This is a genomic window from Neisseria sp. HMSC061B04, assembly GCF_001836705.1.
Classification (GTDB): domain Bacteria; phylum Pseudomonadota; class Gammaproteobacteria; order Burkholderiales; family Neisseriaceae; genus Neisseria.
The window spans coordinates 1-22,005 of record NZ_KV830191.1; the positions used below are offsets into that span (position 1 = coordinate 1).

Sequence of the window (22,005 nt, forward strand, 5' to 3'; positions counted from 1 at the left end):
GTGGAATTTAGGGCTAATCTACGTCAGCCCCAAAGTTTATGATGATATGTCGGTAGTAGTTTGTAAGGTTATCCAAACGCCCTCTATCTAACTCTTTTAACAATCACTGTCATCAGTTTTAAGTGAAATTTGAAACCATCTTTTACCATATCTCTCCATCATTGCATTCGTCCGTCTATCGGATAATCATTGCATTTATCCGATATGTCATGATACTGTTCAAAAAATATGACTATTAGGAGTTTCTCATGTCCGAACAGCAAAAATTCTTTTCAACCCAAGACGGGACTTCGCTTTTCTACCGCTATCGCCCTGCTGCCGATGGTTCTTCCGACAAAGCCATTGTGCTGTTCCATCGCGGACATGAGCATTCCGGCCGAATGATGTTTGTGGCGGATGAGCTGGGTTTTGATGATTTTTCCTATTTCGCTTGGGACGCGCGCGGTCATGGTTACAGTCCCGGTGAACGCGGCGATAGTCCGAGTATCGGCACTTCGATTGCAGATGTGGACGATTTTATCCGACACATCCAAAGCGAATACGGCATCAAACCTGAAAACATCTGCGTGATTGCGCAAAGTGTCGGTGCGGTATTGGTTTCTACTTGGCTGCATGATTACGCGCCGAAAATCCGTTGCGCCGTATTGGCTTCGCCTGCGTTCAAAGTCAAACTCTATGTTCCGTTTGCCCGTACCGGTTTGAAAATCATGCAAAAATGGCGCGGCAATTTCTTTGTCAACAGCTACGTCAAAGCCCACTATCTGACCCACAATGTCGAACGTCAAAAAAGCTACGACAACGATCCGCTGATTGCCCGCGCCATTTCTGTGCGCATTCTGCTGGGTTTATATGAGGCGGCCGAACGTGTAGTCGCCGATGCACAAGCGATTACTACGCCTGTACAACTGTTGATTTCAGGCAGCGATTGGGTTGTTCATCACAAACCGCAACATGATTTCTACAATCGTTTGGGCAGCCATATTAAAGAGCGCCATATCCTGCCAGGTTTCTACCACGATACTCTAGGCGAGCAAGACCGTGAAATTGCGTTTGTAGAAATGCGCCGTTTTATCCGCGAGCGTTTCAACCAACCTTTGCAACCAGTTGATTTAACCCAAGCCCATTTGCACAGCGACAGCCGCCGCGAAGCTGACGAACTGGCTACGCCTTTGCCTATTTGTTCGCCACGCGGCGCATTTTGGGCAATATATCGTGCCTCGCTCAAACTGGGTGCGCGCTGGAGTGAAGGCTTGAGAATCGGTCAAGAAACAGGTTTTGATTCGGGCAGCACGCTGGATTACGTCTACCGTAATCAACCGCAAGGCAGCAACGCTTTCGGTGTATGGGTGGACAAATACTATCTCAATGCCATCGGCTGGCGCGGTATCCGCCAACGCAAAGTCAATATCGGCAAAGCCATTCAGACGGCCTCAGCCAAATTGCGTGAAGCAGGCAAACCTGTACACGTTTTGGATATTGCGTCCGGTCATGGCCGCTATGTATTGGATGCCCTGACTGCCGACACATTGCCTGATTCCGTACGCTTGCGCGATTACAGCCCGATTAATGTCGAAGCCGGACGCAAACTGATTGCCGAGCGTGGTTTGCAAAACACGGTAACCTTCAATGAAGTCAATGCCTACGACCGCGCCAATTATCACGATTTGCAACCGCGTCCAACATTGGGCATTGTATCTGGTTTACACGAATTATTTGCCGACAATGATTTGATTTTGAACTCGCTCTACGGCTTCGGCGAGGCCATTGAAACCGGTGGCTACCTGATTTACACCGGCCAGCCTTGGCATCCGCAACTGGAAATGATTGCCCGCGCCCTGACCAGCCACAAAGCAGGCAGCCCAAACTGGGTAATGCGCCGCCGCAGTCAACAGGAAATGGATCAGCTGGTTGAAAAAGCCGGTTTTGAAAAAATCCATCAATGGATAGACGAAGACGGTATTTTCACCGTGAGCTTGGCAGTAAAGAAATAAAAATAAAGGCCGTCTGAACAAATTTTTAACTTTCAGACGGCCTGGTATATAAGTTGAGCATTAATAACTCAACAAAAAATAATATTAAAAGGGATTTTGGGTATAAACGTCAGCCCAATTAAATAATACTATGAAACACTTACTAATCGACTTTGAAAATATCCAACCGCAAAATCTGGATAAATTACCAACTGAAGATACTCATATTTGGTTATTTTTAGGCACACAACATAAATCATTACCCATTAGTTTAGTGGCATCATTGCTTCCATTTGGCGAACGTGTCCATCTTATTCACTTACAGAAATCAGGCAAAAACGCATTAGATTTTTATCTTTCTTATTATCTTGGAAAAATTATAGCTACAGATACAGATGCTCAAATTGGTATACTTTCTCGTGATGGTGGTTACGATATCTTAATAGAACATATCTTAGAAAAGCAGGAGGCAAAAGGTGTTGTACGCTTAGCAAATATAGATGAAGTGCAGCACACAAAAATTAATACTACTCCTCCAACAAAACTACTAGAACCCCACCCTCAATCTGAAAACTCCCTCAAACAACCTCAGCCATTAGCACCTTATTTTCAAGCAGCCTTAACTGCTTTGCGTCAGCCCAATGCTTTTCTTCCAACTCGCTTACATAATTTGCAACAAAATCTGTGTAAATATATTTTACGCGAACAGTTTCAAGGCAAAACAGATAAAGAATGCGAAACAACAACTGCTCATATTATTAATAAACTTAAAACACAAAACTTAATTAGTGTTGATGAGCAAGGTATAGTGATTTACCACATCAGTGACAATGATCTATTACAGAAAATCCAACGTTATATTTTGAATATCAAACCCAAAACTTATACTAATTTTCAAGATGCCGTACAGAAACGTGCAGATGCTCTATCACTTACTATAAGTCAAGCGGATATTCAAGCCTTTGCACGCCATTTGCGCGAACAAAACCATATTCGCCAAAACAATGGAAAAATTGAATATGCTCCATTTCCCCATACTAATCCCAATCCCATATCTCAAAAGAAAATACTCCATTTGCCTGATGAAACCATGTGGAAAAAAGTAATTGCCGCACTGTCAGTTGAACCATCAAAACGCCCAGGTAAAGTCAGTACATTACGAAACACTATAAAAGCACATGCAAAATCCAACAATCATGAAACTGAAAAACTATTACAGCATCTACTGAATAGAAAAGTTCTTAGCATTGATGGTACGAATATCACTTATCTTAAATAGGCTCACGGAATCAAAATATTTAATTATTAACTAATCCCCCATGAAACCCTCCCTAAAAACCTCCCTGCTCAAGCTGATGTCAGTCGGTATCCTGTTCTACACCAGCTACGGCCTGTCCAATCATTACGCGGCATCGCTGGACTATGTGCCGGAAGTCGCTTTTGCATGGGAGCGCAATATTCCGTTTTGGGCATGGACGATTGTGCCTTATTGGTCGCTGAACCTGATGTATGCCGCGGCATTTTTCCTTTGCCATGATACACATGAACAAAACCGATATGTAGCGCACCTTGTAGCTGCCCAACTGATTGCAACTCTTTGCTTCGTGCTGTTTCCGCTGCGTTTCGGGTGGTCTAAACCGCCTGCCTATGGACTGTCGGGCTGGCTGTTTGATTCATTGGCTGCATTTGATTTGCCGTACAACCAAGCGCCATCTTTGCATATTGCGTTGGCGATTATCGTGGGTGCATTTTATTGGACGCGCTTTCCCAAAATCCACCTGCCGCTTTTCTTATGGCAAAGCCTGATTGCTTTGTCGGTACTGACAACTTATCAACATCATTTTATCGACGTACCAACCGGAGCATTGCTCGGCTGGCTGGTGTTGTGGGCTTTCCCACGTCAGATGGCTTCGCCGCTAAAACTGGGCTTGAGTCATGCACGCTCACAAAAGATTGCGCTGCTGTATTTGCTTGGTGCGTGTTTGACGGCATTACCCGCGTTGCTGGGTGGCGCGTGGCTGTGGCTGATATGGATTAGCGTGTCTTTGCTAATGGTGGCTTTTGCCTATTTGACAGGAAATGCAAACGTATTCCAAAAACAGGCTAATGGTAAATTATCGGCGGCAGCGACGGTTTTGCTATTGCCTTATCTGGTGGGCGTACGGCTAAACATGGCGTATTGGTTACGCGGTAAAGCGAAAACGGCACCAGTCCGCCATGATGTGCTGATTGGCAGCGTTTTGGGGATTCCAAACCATCTGCCTGCGGTATTGGATGTATGCGCCGAATATCCCTGCCGTAGCCATCAAGGAGAATATCGCGCTCTGCCTTTACTGGATATGGTAACGCCGTCTGAAAACGATTTGGTTCAGACGGCCTCGATATTGGAAACCTTGCGCCAAAAACACGGCAAAGTATTGGTATGTTGCGCTTTGGGTTATGGAAGAAGTGCCGCAGTGGTGCTGACGTGGCTGCTGGTTTATGGTGGTTGCAAAAACTTGACGCAAGCGAAGGCAGAGCTCAAACAGGCTCGGCCGCAAATGGTATTATCGCCAGCCACTGCCCAAGCAGTTGAAGCTGCGGCCACCCGTTTAAAACAAGGATGATGATGGACAACGCAACCGATAGCCGTATTACTGCCCACCTACTCTCTACCGCACATTATGTTGCCGCCTGCAATGCCTTGCTGCTCGCCTTGTCGGCAAAATATGGTGGTGCTTGGTTTGCGGTGCAACTCGTCTTAGCAGCGGTTTTGTTGTACTGCCATATCCGCATTCACTTCGACCGCCGCGTGTTCCAAGACTTTGCCGACAACCGCTACGCTCCTGAAGACTTTGACCAATCCTTACAGCAAAACGGTTTGCGCCAAATTTCAGGCAACCGTACTTTGACCCAACGGATAAACGGCGCACTTTCCCTATGGCGCAAAAGCTTATACCTAACCGCCGCCCAATTTTTAATTTTGCTTATCCAAAGCATTTGATTATTTTGGCTGATTTATCCAAACCAAATCCCTAGCGGTATCTCACTCCCAAAGGCAGAAACAATGAAAAACTTCCTCAAAAAACAACTTGCCTGGCTAACCGACCAAGCCTTGTGTCTGTCGGTCTCTTTTCTTACGGGCGTACATCCTAAAAGTCCGCGCGAGCTGACATTCAATCAGCACCAAAAAGTTTATTACGCCAATCACGGCAGCCATGGTGATTTTGTGTTGGTGTGGATTTCCCTGCCCCGCCGCTGGCGTTTGTCTACACGCCCTGTCGCCGGTTCGGATTACTGGCTGACAAGCAAACTCAAACGCTTCATCATTCAAAACGTTTTCAACGCTTTGCTGATTCCGCGCCATAGCGATAATCCGCAAGCGATTACCGAACAGATGAAAGACGCACTAAACGCAGGCGACTCCTTGATTATTTTTCCTGAAGGCACGCGTAACACTGACGACAACACCATCCTGCTGCCGTTCAAGTCCGGCATTTATCACCTGGCGAAAAGCAAACCCAATACCGAATTTGTGCCGATTTGGATAGACAACATCAGCCGCGTATTGCCCAAAGGCAAAATCCTGCCTATCCCACTTTTGTGTGAAGTTCATATCGGACAGCCGCTTACCTTGCAGGAAAACGAAGACAAAGACAGTTTTTTGACACGCAGCCGTGAAGCGCTGCTGGCACTCAGGCCGTCTGAAAACGACCGCAGCGTGCTTCGCCAAAATGAATCTGAAGTTCAGCAAAACAAAGGAGGACAAGCATGAGCCTTTCTACGACTTCCCAACAAATCATTGTCGAACAAGCCGCCGCTCATCTGACTCCGCAAGCCGGCTATATTTTTGTCGGCGTGTTTGCCGTATTGTGTTTTGCCAGCATCATCGGACAATGGCTCAAGCGCAAAAACGGCGCAGATAATGCCACCATCGCCAACCTCAACGCCCGCATTTACGCATGGTGGCTGATGACGCTGGTGTTGCTGGGTGCGTTTTGGTTCGGCAAAATCGGGACGGTTGTACTGTTTTTCCTGATTTCATTTGCCGCACTGCGCGAATTTATGACCCTCGTCTATCGCCGCCGCAGCGACTATTACAGCATGGTGGTCTGCTTTTACCTGCTGCTGCCGGTGCAATACTATTTCGTCTATGACGGCTGGTACGGCATGTTCAGCATTTTTATTCCGGTTTACGGCTTTTTGATACTGCCGATTATTGCCAGCCTCAGCGGCCAAACCGCGCACTTTTTGGAACGTGCCGCCAAAACACAATGGATGGCGATGATTTGCATCTTCTGCCTGTCCCATGTTCCAGCGCTGATGTTTCTAGACTTGGACGGCTTCGATAACGGCAACAATATCCTGTTACTGATTTTTCTGATTGGCGTGGTGCAAGTATCGGATGTGTTGCAATACGTTTGGGGCAAACTGATCGGCGGTGCAAAAATCATGCCTTCGCTTTCGCCGTCAAAAACGATTTCCGGCACTGTCGGCGGTATTTTATCGGCCACGGCCATTGCCGCGTTGATGGCGCCGATTACGCCGTTCTCCCACGGCCAAGCAGCCGTTATCGGCTTTATCGTCTGCCTGATGGGCTTCTTTGGCGGCCTGGTTATGTCTGCCATCAAACGCGATTATGGTGTCAAAGACTGGGGCAATATGATACGCGGCCACGGCGGCATGCTTGACCGCGTGGATTCGATTTGCTTTGCCGCGCCCGTGTTCTTTCACATCACCCGTTATTTCTGGAACGGCTAAACTTCAGGCCGTCTGAAAGCTGTTTTTCAGACGGCCTCTAATATCCGAAACCGCCAATCCGCCGATTCGTTATACAATACGCAACTCTTGTTATTACATATACACAATATGAATAAACCCTCTCCAATCTTTCCCATTTTTCTTGCTACGCTTATCTTCGCCCTCATTGTTTGGTCAGGTATCAATCCCCATGACCGCGCGGTTTGGTACGCCGAAATCATCCCCGTAGCATCCGTATTCTTCCTTCTGGTTGCCACTTACCGCATTTTCCGCTTCAGCAACTTAGCCTACTTATTCATGAGCTTCTGGCTGATTATGCATTCAATCGGCGCATACTATACTTTTGCCGATGTGCCGTTTGAATCCATCAACCGCTTTGTCGAACCGATTTTGGGCGAAAACCGCAATCATTACGACCGCATTGCCCACTACATCATCGGCTTCTACGCCTATCCAATGGCTGAATGGCTACTGCGCCGCAAGCTGTGTAATCTGCCGCTGGCTTTGTTTTTCTCCCTGTTCTTCATCATGAGCGTGGCTGCCGCCTATGAAATCATCGAATGGCAATATGCCGTCATCGACGGCGGAGAGGCCGGACTGGAATTCTTGGGTTCTCAAGGCGATATTTGGGACGCGCAAAAAGACATGCTTGCCGATACTTTGGGCGCGTTAACCTCGCTGTTTATTTTTGTGTTTACCCGACCCGATAAACGTTTGGGTTTCTCTTAAATATATCCCTTTAAAGCAAAAGGCCGTCTGAAACCAGATTTTCAGACGGCCTTTTTTCATTTTTCTATCGCTATTATTGTAAAAATTAATAAATACGATAGTTAAAAACATAAGCCGATTTTGAAACAAAATCCGTCATCAAAATTTTTAAGCACATGAAATATATAAAAAACAACGTCTGTTAAGATTTTGTAAACAATATGCCTACGTCAACCTGAATTTTTCAATTTGATTTAAATCAGCATATCTTGTGTCATTAATCCATAAAATATCCGGAATTCTACAAAATATTGATTAACCCGATAGAGGTTATCATCAAGACGAGGAACACAAAATGCAGAAAATTCCAGAATTGGTCTGCCCCGCCGGCAACCTGCCTGCACTGAAAACCGCTGTGGACAACGGTGCGGACACGGTTTACATGGGTTTGAAAGATGCGACCAATGCACGAAACTTTCCGGGACTGAATTTCGATATGAAATCGGCGCGGGAAGGCGTAGCTTACGCCCATGCGCGCGGGCGCAATGTACTGATGGCCATCAATACATTCGCACAAGCGGGCCAAGTGGAGCGTTGGCACGCCGCTGTGGATACGGCGGCGGATTTGGGTGCCGATGCGATTATTGTTGCCGACCCCGCCATCATGGCGTATGCGGCAGACAAACATCCGAATTTACGCCTGCATATGTCGGTACAAGGTTCGGCCACCAATTACGAAGCCATCAATATGATGAAAGAGCTGTTCGGCATCCGTCGTGCCGTTTTGCCGCGCGTACTGACCATCGATCAGGTCAAACATGTGATTGACAATACTGATGTGGAAATTGAAGTCTTTGGCTTCGGCAGTTTGTGTGTGATGGTGGAAGGCCGTTGCATCTTGTCGAGCTATGCAACAGGCGAATCGCCCAATATGCAAGGTGTCTGCTCTCCGGCAAAATCCGTCCGCTGGGAACAACTGCCCGACCGCATGAACGTACGTCTAAACCAGGTATTGATAGACCAATACAAACCCAATGAACCGGCAGGTTATCCAACCTTGTGCAAAGGCCGCTTTGAAGTCAATGATGAAACTTACTATGCTTTGGAAGAACCGACCAGCCTGAATGTTTTGGAAATGTTGCCCGAACTCATCAAAATCGGTGTGTCCGCCATCAAAATCGAGGGACGCCAACGCAGTCCGATGTATACGGCGCAGGTAACCAAATCCCTGCGCCAAGCACTGGATGCAGCCGCAGCCGACCCGTCGCATTTCAAAGTCAATCCGTCCTGGAACAATGCCTTGAGCAAAGTTTCGGAAGGTCATCAGACAACTTTGGGCGCATACAACCGCCCATGGAAATAAGGGGAAAAAAATGAATTCATTGAAATTGTCGCTGGGCCCTATTTTGTTTTTCTGGCAAAAAGAAGCCCTGCTGGAATTTTACGTTTCCATGCTGGATACGCCGTTGGATACGGTTTATTTGGGCGAAGTAGTCTGCTCACGCCGTCAGAAAATGCGCTTTGCCGACTGGTTCGGACTGGCTGAAGACCTGGCGGAAAGCGGTAAGGAGATTATTCTTTCTTCACAAGTCCTGCTCGAAAGCGAATCCGATCTGAAACGCCTGCGTAAAATCACGGAGCAGGGAAAGTTTAAAGTTGAAGCCAACGACATGGGTGCGGTCAAATTGGCACGCGAACACGGCATCCCGTTTGTTGCCGGCGCAAGCCTGAATATCTACAACGAAACCACTTTGGACGTATTCCGAAAATTAGGGGCATTCCGCTGGATTGCACCGTCCGAGCTGAGCCGCGATAAGGTTGCAGAAATCATCAAGGCTTCAGACGGCATTGAAACCGAACTCTTTGCTTGGGGCAAAATGCCGCTCGCCTATTCATCACGTTGCTTTACCGCCCGCCATTACAATCTGAATAAAGACAGTTGCGAGTTCCGCTGCCTCGACCACGAGCACGGTATGGCCATGAATACGCGCGAAGGCCAGCCGTTTCTCACCATCAACGGCATCCAAACCATGTCTTACGGCTGCCAAAACCTACTGCCCCACCATGAAGATTTGAATAAAATCGGCGTGAATATGCTCAGACTGTCGCCACAAATGCACGGCATGGCTGAAATTATCCAAATTCACCGCGATGTATTGGACGGAAAAGCTACATGGGAAGATGTCCGCCCCGAGTTGGAACGACTGACTACCGGAACACTGGTTGACGGCTATTGGCGCGGCCAGCCCGGTATTGAAACCGTGAAGGAGGCATATTATGGCGCTGCCTGAAATCATATTACCCAAATGGATGGCAAAAATCGGTACCAAACTTCCCGGTAAACCTCCACGCTTTGTTTTGGTCTCCGTATTGAATACCATGCTGAAGAAAGGTTTACTGCCTGCCGATATGGAACTTTTTGCCGGAAGAAAATTCGAAATCGAAGTTTTGGATGCCGGTATCAAAGTGCGGTTTAGTGCCGATACGGAAAAATTCCTGGACGACAACTTCAGCGGCGCTCCCGATCTGAGGCTGGCCGCCAACGGCATAGACTTCATGCGTATGATGATGCGCGAGGAAGATCCCGATACCTTATTTTTTAACCGTAAATTGCAAATTGAAGGCGATACGGAACTGGGGTTAATTACCAAAAACTTACTCGACAGCGTCGAGTGGCCTTTCAGCGAATGGTTCCTGAAACGCAGTACATCCACTTTGGATTGATTAATTTTGGTTGAACCAAGAACAAAGGCCGTCTGAATGTTTCAGACGGCCTTATATATTTTGCCTCTTTTTGATATGTTTTTCTTATTGGTTTTATCAAATATAAAAAAGCGTACCTTGTTAGGTACGCTTTTTTCAATCCGACTCAAAATTAGAATTTTGCACCGGACTCATTTGCCATAAAGTCTACAGCCGCTTTAACTTCATCGTCACTCAAGCTGCTGTTGCCGCCTTTGGCAGGCATTGAATTAAAACCTTCAAGCGCGTGTTTGTGCAAAGTGTCTTTACCTTGCTTAATTCGAGGAGCCCAGTCGTCTTTTTTACCGACAACAGGTGCGCCCGGAATCATACCGCCATGACATGTTTTACAGTTGGCTTCAAAAACAGCTTTGCCGTCTACCTTAACCGGAGCCGCTTCTGCTTTTTCAGCAGGTTTGGCTTCAGCAGCCGGAGCAGCTTTGGCATCTGAAGCAGCTTTATCGGCAGCAGGAGCCGAAGCGGCCGCCGGAGCAGAAGCATCGGCAGGTTGAGCTGCCGGAGCAGGCTCAGCTTTTTTAGCAGGAGCTTTTTTACCGTCTTTGTTGGACAAACCCCAAACATAAGCAGTCATGATGTGCAGCTTGTCTTTGTCGAGGAAGTGACCCCAAGCAGGCATTTGGCTGCTGCGGCCGTTGGTAATGGTTTCGGTAATCGCTTTTTGAGTACCACCCCACAACCATACATCGTCGGTCAGATTCGGGCCGAGGCCTTGGATACCTTGACCTTTGTCGCCGTGACAAGTGAAACAGTTGGCAGGTGGGCCGCTAAACAGGACTTTACCGCGTTCTGCACGTTCTTCGTCGTATTGACCTTTAGGTTTAGAAAGAGACATAACATATTGTGTTACATTTTTCACGCCTTCTTCACCCAAAGCAGGACCCCATGCCGGCATAGAGGCAGTACGGCCTTTTTCGATGGTTTCCTGAATCTTTTCAGGTTCGCCGCCCCACAACCAATCGTCGTCGGTCAAATTCGGGAAGCCTTTTGAGCCTTTGGCATCTGAACCGTGACATTGGATACAGTAGGTATTGAAAAGGTTTTGCGCAATAGCACGGGCTTCAGGATCTTTAGCCACTTTCTCAATCGGCATATTGGAAAATTTAGCATACACTTTACCGTATTGCTGATTGGCTTTGGCAACTTCTTCTTCATATTGACCATGGCTGCTCCAGCCCCACAGGCCTTTGTAATCGCCGATACCTGGATACATAATCAGGTAGCCGACACCAAACAGCCATGTGCAGACATAAAGCCAAAACCACCAACGTGGCAGAGGGTTGTTGTACTCCGAAATGCCGTCCCACTCATGACCTGTGGTTTTTACTTCTTCGCCTTTTTTAGGGCGTTTCACAACGTTTTGCGAAAGCAGAAGCCAAGCCAGGCCGATGAAGCTGAGCACGACGATAACGGCAATATATATACTCCAGAAACTACTGGTAAATTGGGATGTTGTGTTCATTATTTTGCTCCGTGATCACGGACTGACTGAGCTTGATCGTTCTTTTCAGACGGCCTTTGTTCGTCATTATCGAAAATACTGCTGGCAGCATCGTCATAGTTTTTCTTATTGCGTCTATTGAACACAATATAGAGGACTAAAATAAAGCTGATGAATACCCAAACAGTAAAGAGCGAGCGAGCCCAGTTAGCGTCCATGATGTTACCTTACGTTTTTCAATGCCAAGCCCAAGCCTTGCAGGTAGGCGATAACAGCGTCCAGCTCTGATTTGTTGGCCAGCATTTCAGGTGCTTTGGCAATTTCTTCATCGCTGTAAGGTGTACCCACTTTACGCAGGGCTTTCATATGCGCCACAGTTGCCTCGGCATCGACTTTATTGCGTGCGAGCCATGGGAATGCAGGCATATTGGACTCCGGCACAACGTCGCGCGGGTTCAGCAGGTGGATGCGGTGCCATTCATCGGAATAACGGCCGCCGACACGAGCCAAATCCGGACCGGTACGTTTAGAACCCCATTGGAACGGATGGTCATAAACAGACTCACCGGCAACAGAGTAATGACCGTAACGTTCAGTTTCTGCACGGAATGGACGAATCATTTGAGAGTGGCAGTTGTAGCAGCCTTCGCGCACATAAATATCGCGACCGGCCACTTGCAGGGCGTTATATGGTTTCACGCCGGGTGCAGGTTCGGTAACCGCCTTGGTGAAGAACAGCGGAACAGCCTCGATCAGAAGGCCGACGCTGACTACAAGCAGGGTGAATACAATCAGTACACCGACTTTTTCTTCAGCTAATTGTTGTAATTTCATTTTGGTAGCCTATCTTTCTTGTCATTAGTGGTGTTGAGTTTGAGAAACCGCAGGAATCTCAGCATCAACGGCTTTACCACTGATAGCAGTACGGTAAACGTTATATGCCATGATGCACATACCGCTCAGGTACAGAAGACCGCCGGTGAAACGAATCATGTAGTAAGGCATGGTACGTTTTACGGATTCAACGAAGGAATAAGTCAGCGTGCCGTCGTCATTCAAAGAACCCCACATCAGACCTTGCATTACGCCGGCAATCCACATTGCAGCGATATACAGAACCACGCCGATGGTCGCGATCCAGAAATGCGCCTCAACCAATTTGGTGCTGTACATTTCATTTTTGCCGAACAAGCGGGGAATCATATAGTAAACGGAACCGATGGTTACAAAGCCCACCCAGCCCAATGCGCCGGCGTGAACGTGTGCAACAGTCCAGTCGGTGTAGTGGCTCAGAGCGTTAACGGTTTTGATAGACATCATCGGGCCTTCGAAGGTAGACATACCGTAGAAAGACAGAGAAACGATCAAGAATTTCAAAATCGGGTCGGTACGCAGTTTGTCCCATGCGCCGGACAGAGTCATGATACCGTTGATCATACCGCCCCAAGAAGGCGCAAACAGGATCAAAGACAATACCATACCCAAAGATTGAGTCCAGTCAGGCAATGCGGTGTAGTGCAAGTGGTGAGAACCAGCCCACATATAAGTGAAAATCAAAGCCCAGAAGTGGACGACGGACAAGCGGTAAGAGTAAATCGGACGGCCTGCTTGTTTAGGTACGAAATAGTACATCATACCCAAGAAGCCGGCTGTCAGGAAAAAGCCCACCGCATTGTGGCCGTACCACCATTGAACCATCGCATCAATCGCACCTGCGTAAACCGGATAAGATTTCATCAAACCGGCAGGGATGCTGATATTATTGACGATGTGCAACAGCGCAACGGCCAAGATAAAGCCGCCGTAGAACCAGTTGGCAACGTAAATATGTTTGATTTTACGTTTGGCAATCGTACCGAAGAATACGATGGCGTAGGCAACCCACACCAGCGTAATCAAAATGTCGATAGGCCATTCCAACTCGGCGTATTCTTTACCTTGGGTGTAACCCATAGGCAAGCTGATGGCCGCAGCCACGATAACGGCCTGCCAACCCCAGAAGGTAAATGCAGGCAACCAACCGCCAAACAGACGGGTATTACATGTACGTTGAACAACGTAGTATGATGTACCGATCAAACCGCAACCGCCGAATGCAAAAATAACCGCATTGGTGTGCAGAGGACGCAGGCGGCCGAAGTGGAACCAAGGTCCGATATTGGATAAATCGAGGGCTGGAGCAAAAAGCTGGGCAGCGACGATAACGCCAACCAACATGCCCACAATACCCCAAACTACAGTCATGATGGCGAACTGGCGCACCACTTTGTAGTTATAAGTTTGTGTGTCCATGGAAGTCTCCATAAATTATGGGTATAAAAAATTTTTATCTCACCCCAACCCCTGCATTTACGAAAAGCGCAATACGGCCAAGGCTCAAATTTTTCTAAATTTAACATAGACACCACAACATGCCAAGCAAAATTACATTCCACATTGCATAAAATATTTAGCAAGACATAAATTCATTTCTTTTATAATCAATAAATTATTAAAACATACGCATTAAATCGGACAGGGTATTTTTTCAAGCCCCCTTTTTCATACAGTTTTATTGATATAGATTAAGCCCACCCCTTAAAACCCCTTCTTCTTAATAAACTTTAGCAAATTAACCAATAGCTATGATTAATTACAAAATTACCCCCAACTTTCTGTCCCATGAATGGCACATCACCTTATCATTCACTCAAACCAATGATTCAGAAACAGAAATCAGCTTACCCAACTGGGTTCCCGGCAGCTACCTCATCCGTGACTTTGCCCGCCACATCACACACATCAGCGCGCGCTGCAACGGCAAAGCCCAACCACTGACACAAACCAGCAAAAACCATTGGCAAACCCCTGCCCTCAGTGGAGCGTGGGAAATTTACTACACTGTTTACGCATTCGACTTATCCGTTCGCTGCTCGTTCCTCAGCACCGAGCGCGGCTTTTTCGACGGCGCGTGTCTATTCTTAAAAGTGCACGGACAAGAATACCGGCCACATCAAATCGAATTTTCCACCCTGCCGCACACATGGCAGATAGCCACCACCCTGCCCCAAACCTCGGCGACCGCTTTTCAGACGGCCTCATATGCCGAGCTTATTGATCATCCTGTTGAAACAGGCATCATCGAATTCCTCGAATTTGAAGCACAAGGCATTCCCCACCGTATTGCATTAAGCGGCATCTATCCCGATTTTGACCGCTCCCGCTTCCTCGCCGATATTCAAAAAATCTGCGAAACCGAGTTGGCGATGTTCCCCTCCCCTGCCCCGTTTACCAAATACCTTTTCTTACTACATCTGGGCGACAACCTCTACGGCGGGCTGGAACACATCAGCAGCACCGCCCTGCTCGCCGACCGCCACAGCCTGCCACCTTATAATATGGGCGAGGCCGACAAAGCCTATACCGAATTGCTCGGCCTTTTCTCCCACGAATACTTCCACGCATGGAACGTCAAATCCATCAAACCGGCCGTATTCGCACCTTACAACCTCGACCAAGAAAACTACACTGAGCAACTTTGGGCATTTGAAGGCATTACCTCCTACTACGACGACCTCTTTCTAGCCCGAAGCAAAACCATCAGCCCCGAAGCCTACCTTACCCTGCTTGCACAAAGCATCACACGCGTCCAGCAGACACAAGGCCGTCTGAAACAAACACTTGCCCAATCCAGTTTCAGCGCATGGGACAAGTTCTACAAACAAGACGAAAACAGCCCCAACGCCATCGTCAGCTATTATCAAAAAGGCGCACTGGCCGCACTTTGCCTCGACCTCATCATCCGTGAAAAAAGCCAAGGCAAATACACCCTCGACAGCGTGATGCAGCAACACTATCGCGACTGGTGCAACACCCATCAAGGCATACCCGAAAAACACTGGCAAACCCGTTGCCAAGAAATAACCGGTTTAGATTTAGAAACCTTCTTTCAGACGGCCTTATACAGCACCGAAGACCTTCCGCTCGCAGAATGCCTGCAAAGCGTAGGTGTCAAACTCGACTTTATCCCCCTGCCCCGCCAACACGGAGGAGCATTTGCAAGCGAACCCCAATCGGTTGCCCCAGCCAACGATTTGGGTGCACGTTTCAAACAAAACAGCGACCATGCCGTCCTGACTCATGTATTCAATGGTGGCAGCGCAGAAAATGCCGGACTCTGCCCGCAAGACAAAATCATCGCCTTGGGCGGCTATGCCTGCAACGACCTTGCGGCACAGTGGAGCAAACTGCCTATCGGCACGCGCACCACCATCCATTTCTTCCGCCAAGGCCTGCTGCGCGAAACCAGCATCACAGTCCAAGCAGCAGAAGCCAATACCGCTCTGCTTCACATTACCGATCGCCCAAAACTCGAAAACTGGTTGTACAATCATTAAATAAAACTTCAGACGGCCTGCTACTTCACAGGCCGTCTGAAATCAACATACCCATACCCATTCAATATAAAGAAAGGAAAAACTATGCCCATCCGCAAGCTGACCAACTCCCTCTATATCGCCCCCCAACTGACCGAAGCCGATGTCCAAGAAGCCGTACGTCTCGGCATCCAAACCGTCATCTGCAACCGCCCGGACGGCGAAGAAGAAAACCAACCGGCTTTTACCGAAGTGCAAAACTGGTTTAAAGAGGCCGGCATCAACCAATTTTCCCACCAGCCCGTTGTTGCGCCTCAAATCAACGCAGCCGATGTCGCAGCCTTCCAAAATCTGTTGCAACAATCTCCGACTCCTATCCTTGCCTTCTGCCGTACCGGCACCCGTTGCTCCCTGCTTTGGGGTTATCATCAAGTGCAACACGGCGCATCCGTAGCCGAAGTAGTTGCCGCAGCCGAACAGGCTGGCGTCAATCTCAGCAACTTTGAAGCCCGCCTGCAAGAAGCCAAAGATAAAGGTTTGGCTTAATACCTAATTTATATCGTAAATAGTAGCCCTTAAAACCATCAGGCCGTCTGAAACCGATTATTCAGACGGCCTGATGGCCTTAGCTTATTTTTAATTTATTTCCACTATCTTGAAGATATATTTTCTAAATTAAAACAGAATTGACCTGTGTCAATACCCCAATCCTATTTTCATTTATAATGCCTTCCAATGATTCAGGGTCATGCCCGAATCCTCCAGTTTCCTCGATAAGAGCCAGCTCTCTTATTAAATGATTTTTCTTTCCTCTTGATGTGTGTGTGTTTGGGTGTGGCTGAGTGCCACCCCCTTTTTTTTTATACCTACCCTCTTGAAGGCCGTCTGAAACTTTCAGACGGCCTTTCCTTTCCCCTAGCAAAAATAGTATAAAATCCCCTTATCGTTCAAACCACAAAACCAAAACACCATGGTCAACAAACTCACTCCCCCTCCCAGCCTGCCCGATCCGCAAGACCTCCGCGCCGTTATCGCCTACAACATGCGCCTCTACCGCGTCAACCACGGCTGGTCGCAAGAAGAACTCGCACGCCAATGCGGACTCGACCGCACCTACGTCTCCGCCGTCGAGCGCAAACGCTGGAACATCGCCCTTTCCAACATCGAAAAAATCGCATCCGCACTCAAAATCGCCCCTTACAAACTCCTCCTTCCGCCGCAAGAAATGCTCCGCCAAATGACCGAGCCTGCCGACACCCAAGCCTAATTCATAGCCAGACACCATCATGACCGCCGCCCAACAAGCCATCCAAACCTACCGGCAGCAAAAAGCCGCAGCAGAAGCCGCCTACCGCCAAAACAACCGCCCTACCGCTTACTTCCGCGACCATATCGCTGCTGCCGAAACCCTACTGCAAACCCTCTGGCAAATCCACTTCCCCGACAGCGACGACATCAGTCTGATTGCCATCGGCGGCTTTGGGCGTTGCGAACTCTATCCTCATTCCGACTGGGATTTAGCGATTATTTCCACCACACCATTTTCAGACGGCCTGCAACAACAAACCGCCCAATTTATCCAAACTCTTTGGGACGCACGCCTCAATCCCGCCATCAAAAGCGGCAGCATAGAAGAAATCCTCCAAAGCACCCAAAACGACATTACCGGAGAAACCGCCTTTCTTGAAGCACGCCATCTCCAAGGCAACGCCAACCTTACCGCCCAACTTCTAAACAAACTCAACACACGCCGCGACACAGCCGCCTTCATCGAAGCCAAACTCCTCGAAATGGAGCAACGCCACACCAAATCCCAAGGCACAGGCGCACAACTCGAACCCAACGTCAAAACCTGCCCCGGCGGCCTGCGTGACATCCACACCCTGATTTGGACAGCCAAAGCACAAGGCATAGACAGCAACCCTACCGCTCTCGTTACCGCCGGCTTCCTCACCCGCGCCGAAGCCGGCATGCTGGCCCACGGCTACCGCCGCCTCGCCAACATCCGCATTCACCTCCACCTTACCGCCGACCGCCCCGAAGACAGGCTGCTTTTCGACTACCAGTCCCAAGTTGCCGAAAGCTTAGGCTATACCCAACCCGACATCCGCGGCAGAAGCGAAGCCCTGATGCACACCTTCTACCGCGCCACCAAAGCCATCAAACAACTCAACGGCATCCTCATTCCGATTCTCAAAAACCATCAAACCCCCGGCCGCCTCCAGCACATTCACCCCATCGACAACCACTACAAACGCATCGGCCACCAAATCGCCGCCAACGACCTTGCCCTGTTCGAGCAAAACCCCGAACACATCTTCACCATCATCCAAACCATGCAGGAGCAAAACATCACCACCATCGAGCCGCAAACCCTGCGCGCATGGTGGGCGGCCACACGGAAAATCAACGCCCGTTTCACCCAAAACCCAGAAAACCGCCGCCGCTTCATCCAATTCTTCAAACACGGCACCGGCCTTACCCAAACCCTCCGTTTTCTCAACCTCTACGGCGTACTGGGCCGCTATCTCCCCGCATGGGAAAAAATCACCGGCCTGCTCCAACACGACCTCTTCCATATTTACCCCGTAGACGACCACATCCTGACCGTCGTCCGCAATATGCGCCGTCTCGCCATCGAAACCCACAGCCACGAAATGCCCGAGGCCAGCGCCATCATGCAGGCCTACCCACGACCGCACATCCTCTACACCGCCGCCCTGCTGCACGACATCGCCAAAGGCCGTGGTGGCGATCACGCCAAAGAAGGCATCAAAGACGCACAACAATTCGCCGCCGACCACTACTACACCGAAGAAGAAAGCCACCTCCTCGCATGGCTGGTTGAAAACCACCTGCTCATGTCCACCGTTGCCCAAAAAGAAGACATCCAAGACCCGCACGTCCTCAAAGCCTTCTGCCGCCGTATTCCCACACGCGAATACCTCGACGCACTCTACCTGCTTACCATTGCCGACATCCGCGGCACCAATCCCAAACTTTGGAACACATGGCGCGCCAGCCTGCTCCAAACCCTCTACCACAGCACCGCCGCCGTTTTAAACAGCAAAAACCACGATCCCGAACGCCTCCCCAACCGACGCGAACAAGCCGCGGCCGACCAACTCACGCGCGCAGCCGTTCCCCTCAAAAACCAACAAAAACTCCGCCGTATCCTCGGCAGCGCATACTACGTCCGCCATCAAACGCGGGAAATCCTCTGGCACACCGCAAACCTCGCCTACGACACCCAAAGTCCGGCCGTCCGCAGTCGCATCCTCCCCCAAAGCAACAGCCTTCAAGTCATGGTCTTCATGCCCAACGGCGACCGCCTCTTCGCACGTCTCTGCCGCATCTTCAGCAGCCACCGCTTCGACATCCAAGCCGCACGCGCCTTCATCACCGAGCACGACTACATCCTCGACACCTTTATCCTCCAACTTCCCGACAATCTCCCGCCCGAAGAATATCCCGACCGCCAAAGCGCACTCGAAGCCGAGCTCAACAGCTTCATCCACGGCAATACCACCGTCCAAAAACAAAGCGGCCGCCCGCACATCAGCCGCCGCATCCGCCACATCCCCATTCCGCCTACCGTAATCATCACCCCCGAAGAAGATTACCCCGGCTGGCACACCATAGACATCACCGCCGTCAACCGCCCCCACCTCCTCGCCGACATCGCCGAGACCTTCTTCGCACACAACATCAGCCTGCGCTACGCCAAAATCACCACCTTGGATCAGCGCATCGAAGACAGCTTCATCACCTACAGCCCATCCCTCCAAGACCCGCAAACCCAAAACACCCTAAAACAAGCATTGATCGAAGTCCTGACCCCATAAAGGCCGTCTGAACATCTTAAAAACATAGGGTGAGCATTTTTTGCTCACCCTAATCACACCCAAAAATATAAACATCCTGAATATACTCTTTTAAAACACCCAAGAAATCCAAAACTTTAAAATTCAAAACAAACCATTGCTCTGACATAAAACTACATTCTAAAATCATAACCCAAATAAATATAATTTTAAATACAAAATTTCATTCACCTATTACGCCAAATCCTCTTCAAAAATCCTTCCTGCCAAATCTTTTCCTCATCCATATTCAAACAAAATACGCATACAAAATAAAACCCATAAAAAACAAAAAAATAAAATTACAAAATATTAAACTCACCGATTAATCCATAAAATTACCGCCCGTCTAAGTCAATTAACATATTATTAAACCAAGCTTAATTTCTGACAAAAAACGTCACACACCCAAACTTGTCTCCCTTCCCTGTCACAAAAAACACAAAACTGACAAAAAACGTCAACCGCCCTATTTTCTAAAATCCTGAAACTTTCAAACAAAAACTCACAAAACTTAAAAATTGAAAAATAAATCCAATAAAAACAACGAATAGAAAATAAAAAATAAAATTTTTAATCAATTTTGCGAACTTGGCACACAGACTGCTTGTAACAACACATCCGATAAGGCCCAAGCCTCAAAGCAGCAAGCCCGACGGAAGCTGTATATTCCTTCTTACTTATGGTTTACTCATAATACATAGTGCCAAGCACATTACGGACTTTTTACTTAAACACAATTATTCACACTTTCAAACTGGAGTTTTAAACAATGAAAGCAATCCAAAAAGGTTTTACCCTGATCGAATTGATGATCGTCATCGCCATCTTGGGCATCTTGGCCGTAATCGCCCTGCCTGCATACCAAGACTACACTATCCGCGCTAAAATTTCAGAAGGTCTGAGCTTGGCCGAGCCAGCCAAATTGGCAGTAGCAGAAACTTCTGCTGCACTGGGCGGCTTAAAAGAAGTTAAAGGCACAGATAGCAAGGATAGCAATACTGGTTATAACCTTCCTGCTCCCACTAAGTATGTATCCAGCATTAAAATTGCTGACGGTGGCGCAATTGAAGTTACAACTAAAAATACTGGTGCCTCAACTAATCCTGTATTTACGCTGACACCTACCCAAGCCAATGCAGAATCTCCTGTTACTTGGGAATGTACTACTACTGGTGGTGAAACTAAACACGTTCCAGCTAACTGCCGAACTGCTACTCCTCCTGCTAAGAAGCCATAATTTTTACATAAACAGCACATTTCAGATAAAAGCAAATCCCATAAAGCAATTATGGGATTTGCTTTATAAAAATAAGAAAACGATACACTCAAATGAATACCCCATTTCAAGCCCAAAAAGGTTTTACCCTGATTGAGCTGATGATAGTTATCGCCATCATCGGTATTCTGGTTGTTGTCGCCATACCCACTTACCAAAACTATACCGGTAGGGCGCAAGCCTCCGAAGCACTATACCTTGCCGACGACCTGAAAACCGAAATCAGCATCGCTTCAGCGGTAAATAACCGCCTGCCCAATGCAGACGATGTCAGCAAACAAGGCACAATCGGTGTTACCGCTCAACGCATCGGCGGCACATACATCCAAAACGGTGGCGTAACTGTAGAAGCAGATACAGGCAAAATCAGTATTCCTTTCGATAAAGGGCAAAACAAAGGCAAAGTCCTGACCCTGACCCCTTATCGAAATAATAACGATTCAACTTGGTTGCTCAACTGGCAATGCGGCGGAACGCTGGATCCGATGATGGTTCCCGCCATGTGCCGTGACGACTCACACGGATAAGAACCAAGCATATACCCTAAGAAAAACACAAAAATACATTGCAAAGAAAACACCCCAAACAAAGCCAAATACAAACGCGGAAAGCGAACAAACCAAAAAAATAAAACTCTCCAAAACAAGGTCATTAAGAGCCTGAATGATCACATTACGAAAATAAATGCCGTCTGAAATCGTTTTCAGACGGCCTCTTTATATCCAATCCTAATATGACATAAAACTTTGATCTTGATTAGTTTCAGACGGCCTTCATCTTTTCACAACTACATAAAACAAATTCGCAACACCCCTGATAAGACAATTTGTCGCACATCTGAACTCAATATATAATTTAACCATGCAAGTCTTTATTTTTAAGCATTTTT

20 protein-coding genes are annotated in these 22,005 nt (G+C 48.1%); 16 read left to right on the plus strand and 4 right to left on the minus strand.

Features of this window, described 5'->3' with window-relative positions; all coding sequences use genetic code 11:
• Positions 1–248 precede the first annotated feature (248 nt).
• The 10 genes from HMPREF2661_RS05450 (at position 249) to HMPREF2661_RS05495 (ending at position 10,142) form a co-directional block, all read left to right on the plus strand.
• Entirely contained in the window at positions 249–1,991 is a 1,743-nt protein-coding gene (locus HMPREF2661_RS05450; RefSeq protein ID WP_070822651.1) for a bifunctional alpha/beta hydrolase/class I SAM-dependent methyltransferase, read from the plus strand.
• Between the two features lie 130 nt (positions 1,992–2,121).
• On the plus strand, positions 2,122–3,249 hold the full coding sequence (locus HMPREF2661_RS05455; RefSeq protein WP_070822653.1) for a PIN domain-containing protein: 1,128 nt from the start codon (positions 2,122–2,124) through the stop codon (positions 3,247–3,249).
• 40 nt (positions 3,250–3,289) lie between these two features.
• On the plus strand, positions 3,290–4,576 hold the full coding sequence (locus HMPREF2661_RS05460) for a dual specificity protein phosphatase family protein (protein ID WP_070822655.1): 1,287 nt from the start codon (positions 3,290–3,292) through the stop codon (positions 4,574–4,576).
• Positions 4,577–4,578: 2 nt separating this feature from the next.
• On the plus strand, positions 4,579–4,953 hold the full coding sequence (locus HMPREF2661_RS05465; RefSeq protein ID WP_070822657.1) for a hypothetical protein: 375 nt from the start codon (positions 4,579–4,581) through the stop codon (positions 4,951–4,953).
• 63 nt (positions 4,954–5,016) lie between these two features.
• Positions 5,017–5,724, plus strand: a complete 708-nt coding sequence (locus HMPREF2661_RS05470) for a lysophospholipid acyltransferase family protein (RefSeq protein WP_070822659.1) — start codon at positions 5,017–5,019, stop codon at positions 5,722–5,724.
• Positions 5,721–6,710 (plus strand): phosphatidate cytidylyltransferase, encoded by a 990-nt coding sequence (locus HMPREF2661_RS05475; RefSeq protein ID WP_049323909.1) that lies wholly within the window; start codon positions 5,721–5,723, stop codon positions 6,708–6,710. The genes HMPREF2661_RS05470 and HMPREF2661_RS05475 overlap by 4 nt, the downstream gene beginning before the upstream one ends.
• A 108-nt stretch (positions 6,711–6,818) precedes the next feature.
• Complete coding sequence (locus HMPREF2661_RS05480) at positions 6,819–7,439, plus strand: DUF2238 domain-containing protein (RefSeq protein ID WP_049323908.1); 621 nt, start codon at positions 6,819–6,821, stop codon at positions 7,437–7,439.
• A 334-nt stretch (positions 7,440–7,773) separates the two neighbouring features.
• A complete protein-coding gene (locus HMPREF2661_RS05485; RefSeq protein WP_003748766.1) occupies positions 7,774–8,781 on the plus strand; it encodes a ubiquinone anaerobic biosynthesis protein UbiU in 1,008 nt (335 codons plus the stop codon).
• Positions 8,782–8,791: 10 nt separating this feature from the next.
• Entirely contained in the window at positions 8,792–9,709 is a 918-nt protein-coding gene (locus HMPREF2661_RS05490) for a U32 family peptidase (RefSeq protein ID WP_070822660.1), read from the plus strand.
• Positions 9,696–10,142 (plus strand): ubiquinone anaerobic biosynthesis accessory factor UbiT, encoded by a 447-nt coding sequence (locus tag HMPREF2661_RS05495; protein WP_049323906.1) that lies wholly within the window; start codon positions 9,696–9,698, stop codon positions 10,140–10,142. The genes HMPREF2661_RS05490 and HMPREF2661_RS05495 overlap by 14 nt, the downstream gene beginning before the upstream one ends.
• Positions 10,143–10,293: 151 nt before the next feature.
• Here the strand turns inward: HMPREF2661_RS05495 and ccoP are convergent, their stop codons facing one another.
• The 4 genes from ccoP to ccoN are packed head-to-tail and all read right to left on the minus strand — an operon-like array spanning position 10,294 to position 13,911.
• Entirely contained in the window at positions 10,294–11,640 is a 1,347-nt protein-coding gene (gene ccoP, locus HMPREF2661_RS05500) for a cytochrome-c oxidase, cbb3-type subunit III (RefSeq protein WP_079453803.1), read from the minus strand.
• Positions 11,640–11,837 (minus strand): cbb3-type cytochrome oxidase subunit 3, encoded by a 198-nt coding sequence (locus HMPREF2661_RS05505; RefSeq protein ID WP_049323905.1) that lies wholly within the window; start codon positions 11,835–11,837, stop codon positions 11,640–11,642. Before HMPREF2661_RS05505 ends, ccoP begins: the two co-directional genes overlap by 1 nt.
• Before the next feature lie 4 nt (positions 11,838–11,841).
• Positions 11,842–12,453: a cytochrome-c oxidase, cbb3-type subunit II gene (ccoO, locus tag HMPREF2661_RS05510; RefSeq protein WP_003748778.1), complete on the minus strand. Its 612-nt coding sequence runs from the start codon at positions 12,451–12,453 to the stop codon at positions 11,842–11,844.
• 24 nt (positions 12,454–12,477) lie between these two features.
• A complete protein-coding gene (gene ccoN, locus HMPREF2661_RS05515) occupies positions 12,478–13,911 on the minus strand; it encodes a cytochrome-c oxidase, cbb3-type subunit I (protein WP_003748780.1) in 1,434 nt (477 codons plus the stop codon).
• 332 nt (positions 13,912–14,243) lie between these two features.
• Here ccoN and HMPREF2661_RS05520 point away from each other — a divergent pair, with 332 nt between their 5' ends.
• The 6 genes from HMPREF2661_RS05520 (at position 14,244) to HMPREF2661_RS05545 (ending at position 21,643) form a co-directional block, all read left to right on the plus strand.
• Positions 14,244–15,995, plus strand: coding sequence for a M61 family metallopeptidase (locus HMPREF2661_RS05520; protein ID WP_070822662.1), 1,752 nt, complete (start codon positions 14,244–14,246; stop codon positions 15,993–15,995).
• Positions 15,996–16,079: 84 nt separating this feature from the next.
• Positions 16,080–16,520, plus strand: a complete 441-nt coding sequence (locus tag HMPREF2661_RS05525; RefSeq protein WP_070822664.1) for a TIGR01244 family sulfur transferase — start codon at positions 16,080–16,082, stop codon at positions 16,518–16,520.
• Between the two features lie 424 nt (positions 16,521–16,944).
• Complete coding sequence (locus HMPREF2661_RS05530) at positions 16,945–17,241, plus strand: helix-turn-helix domain-containing protein (RefSeq protein WP_003680870.1); 297 nt, start codon at positions 16,945–16,947, stop codon at positions 17,239–17,241.
• 19 nt (positions 17,242–17,260) lie between these two features.
• Entirely contained in the window at positions 17,261–19,819 is a 2,559-nt protein-coding gene (glnD, locus tag HMPREF2661_RS05535; RefSeq protein WP_070822666.1) for a [protein-PII] uridylyltransferase, read from the plus strand.
• A gap of 790 nt (positions 19,820–20,609) precedes the next feature.
• Positions 20,610–21,077 (plus strand): pilin, encoded by a 468-nt coding sequence (locus HMPREF2661_RS05540; RefSeq protein ID WP_070822668.1) that lies wholly within the window; start codon positions 20,610–20,612, stop codon positions 21,075–21,077.
• Between the two features lie 92 nt (positions 21,078–21,169).
• Positions 21,170–21,643, plus strand: a complete 474-nt coding sequence (locus HMPREF2661_RS05545) for a pilin (RefSeq protein ID WP_070822670.1) — start codon at positions 21,170–21,172, stop codon at positions 21,641–21,643.
• Positions 21,644–22,005 lie beyond the last annotated feature (362 nt).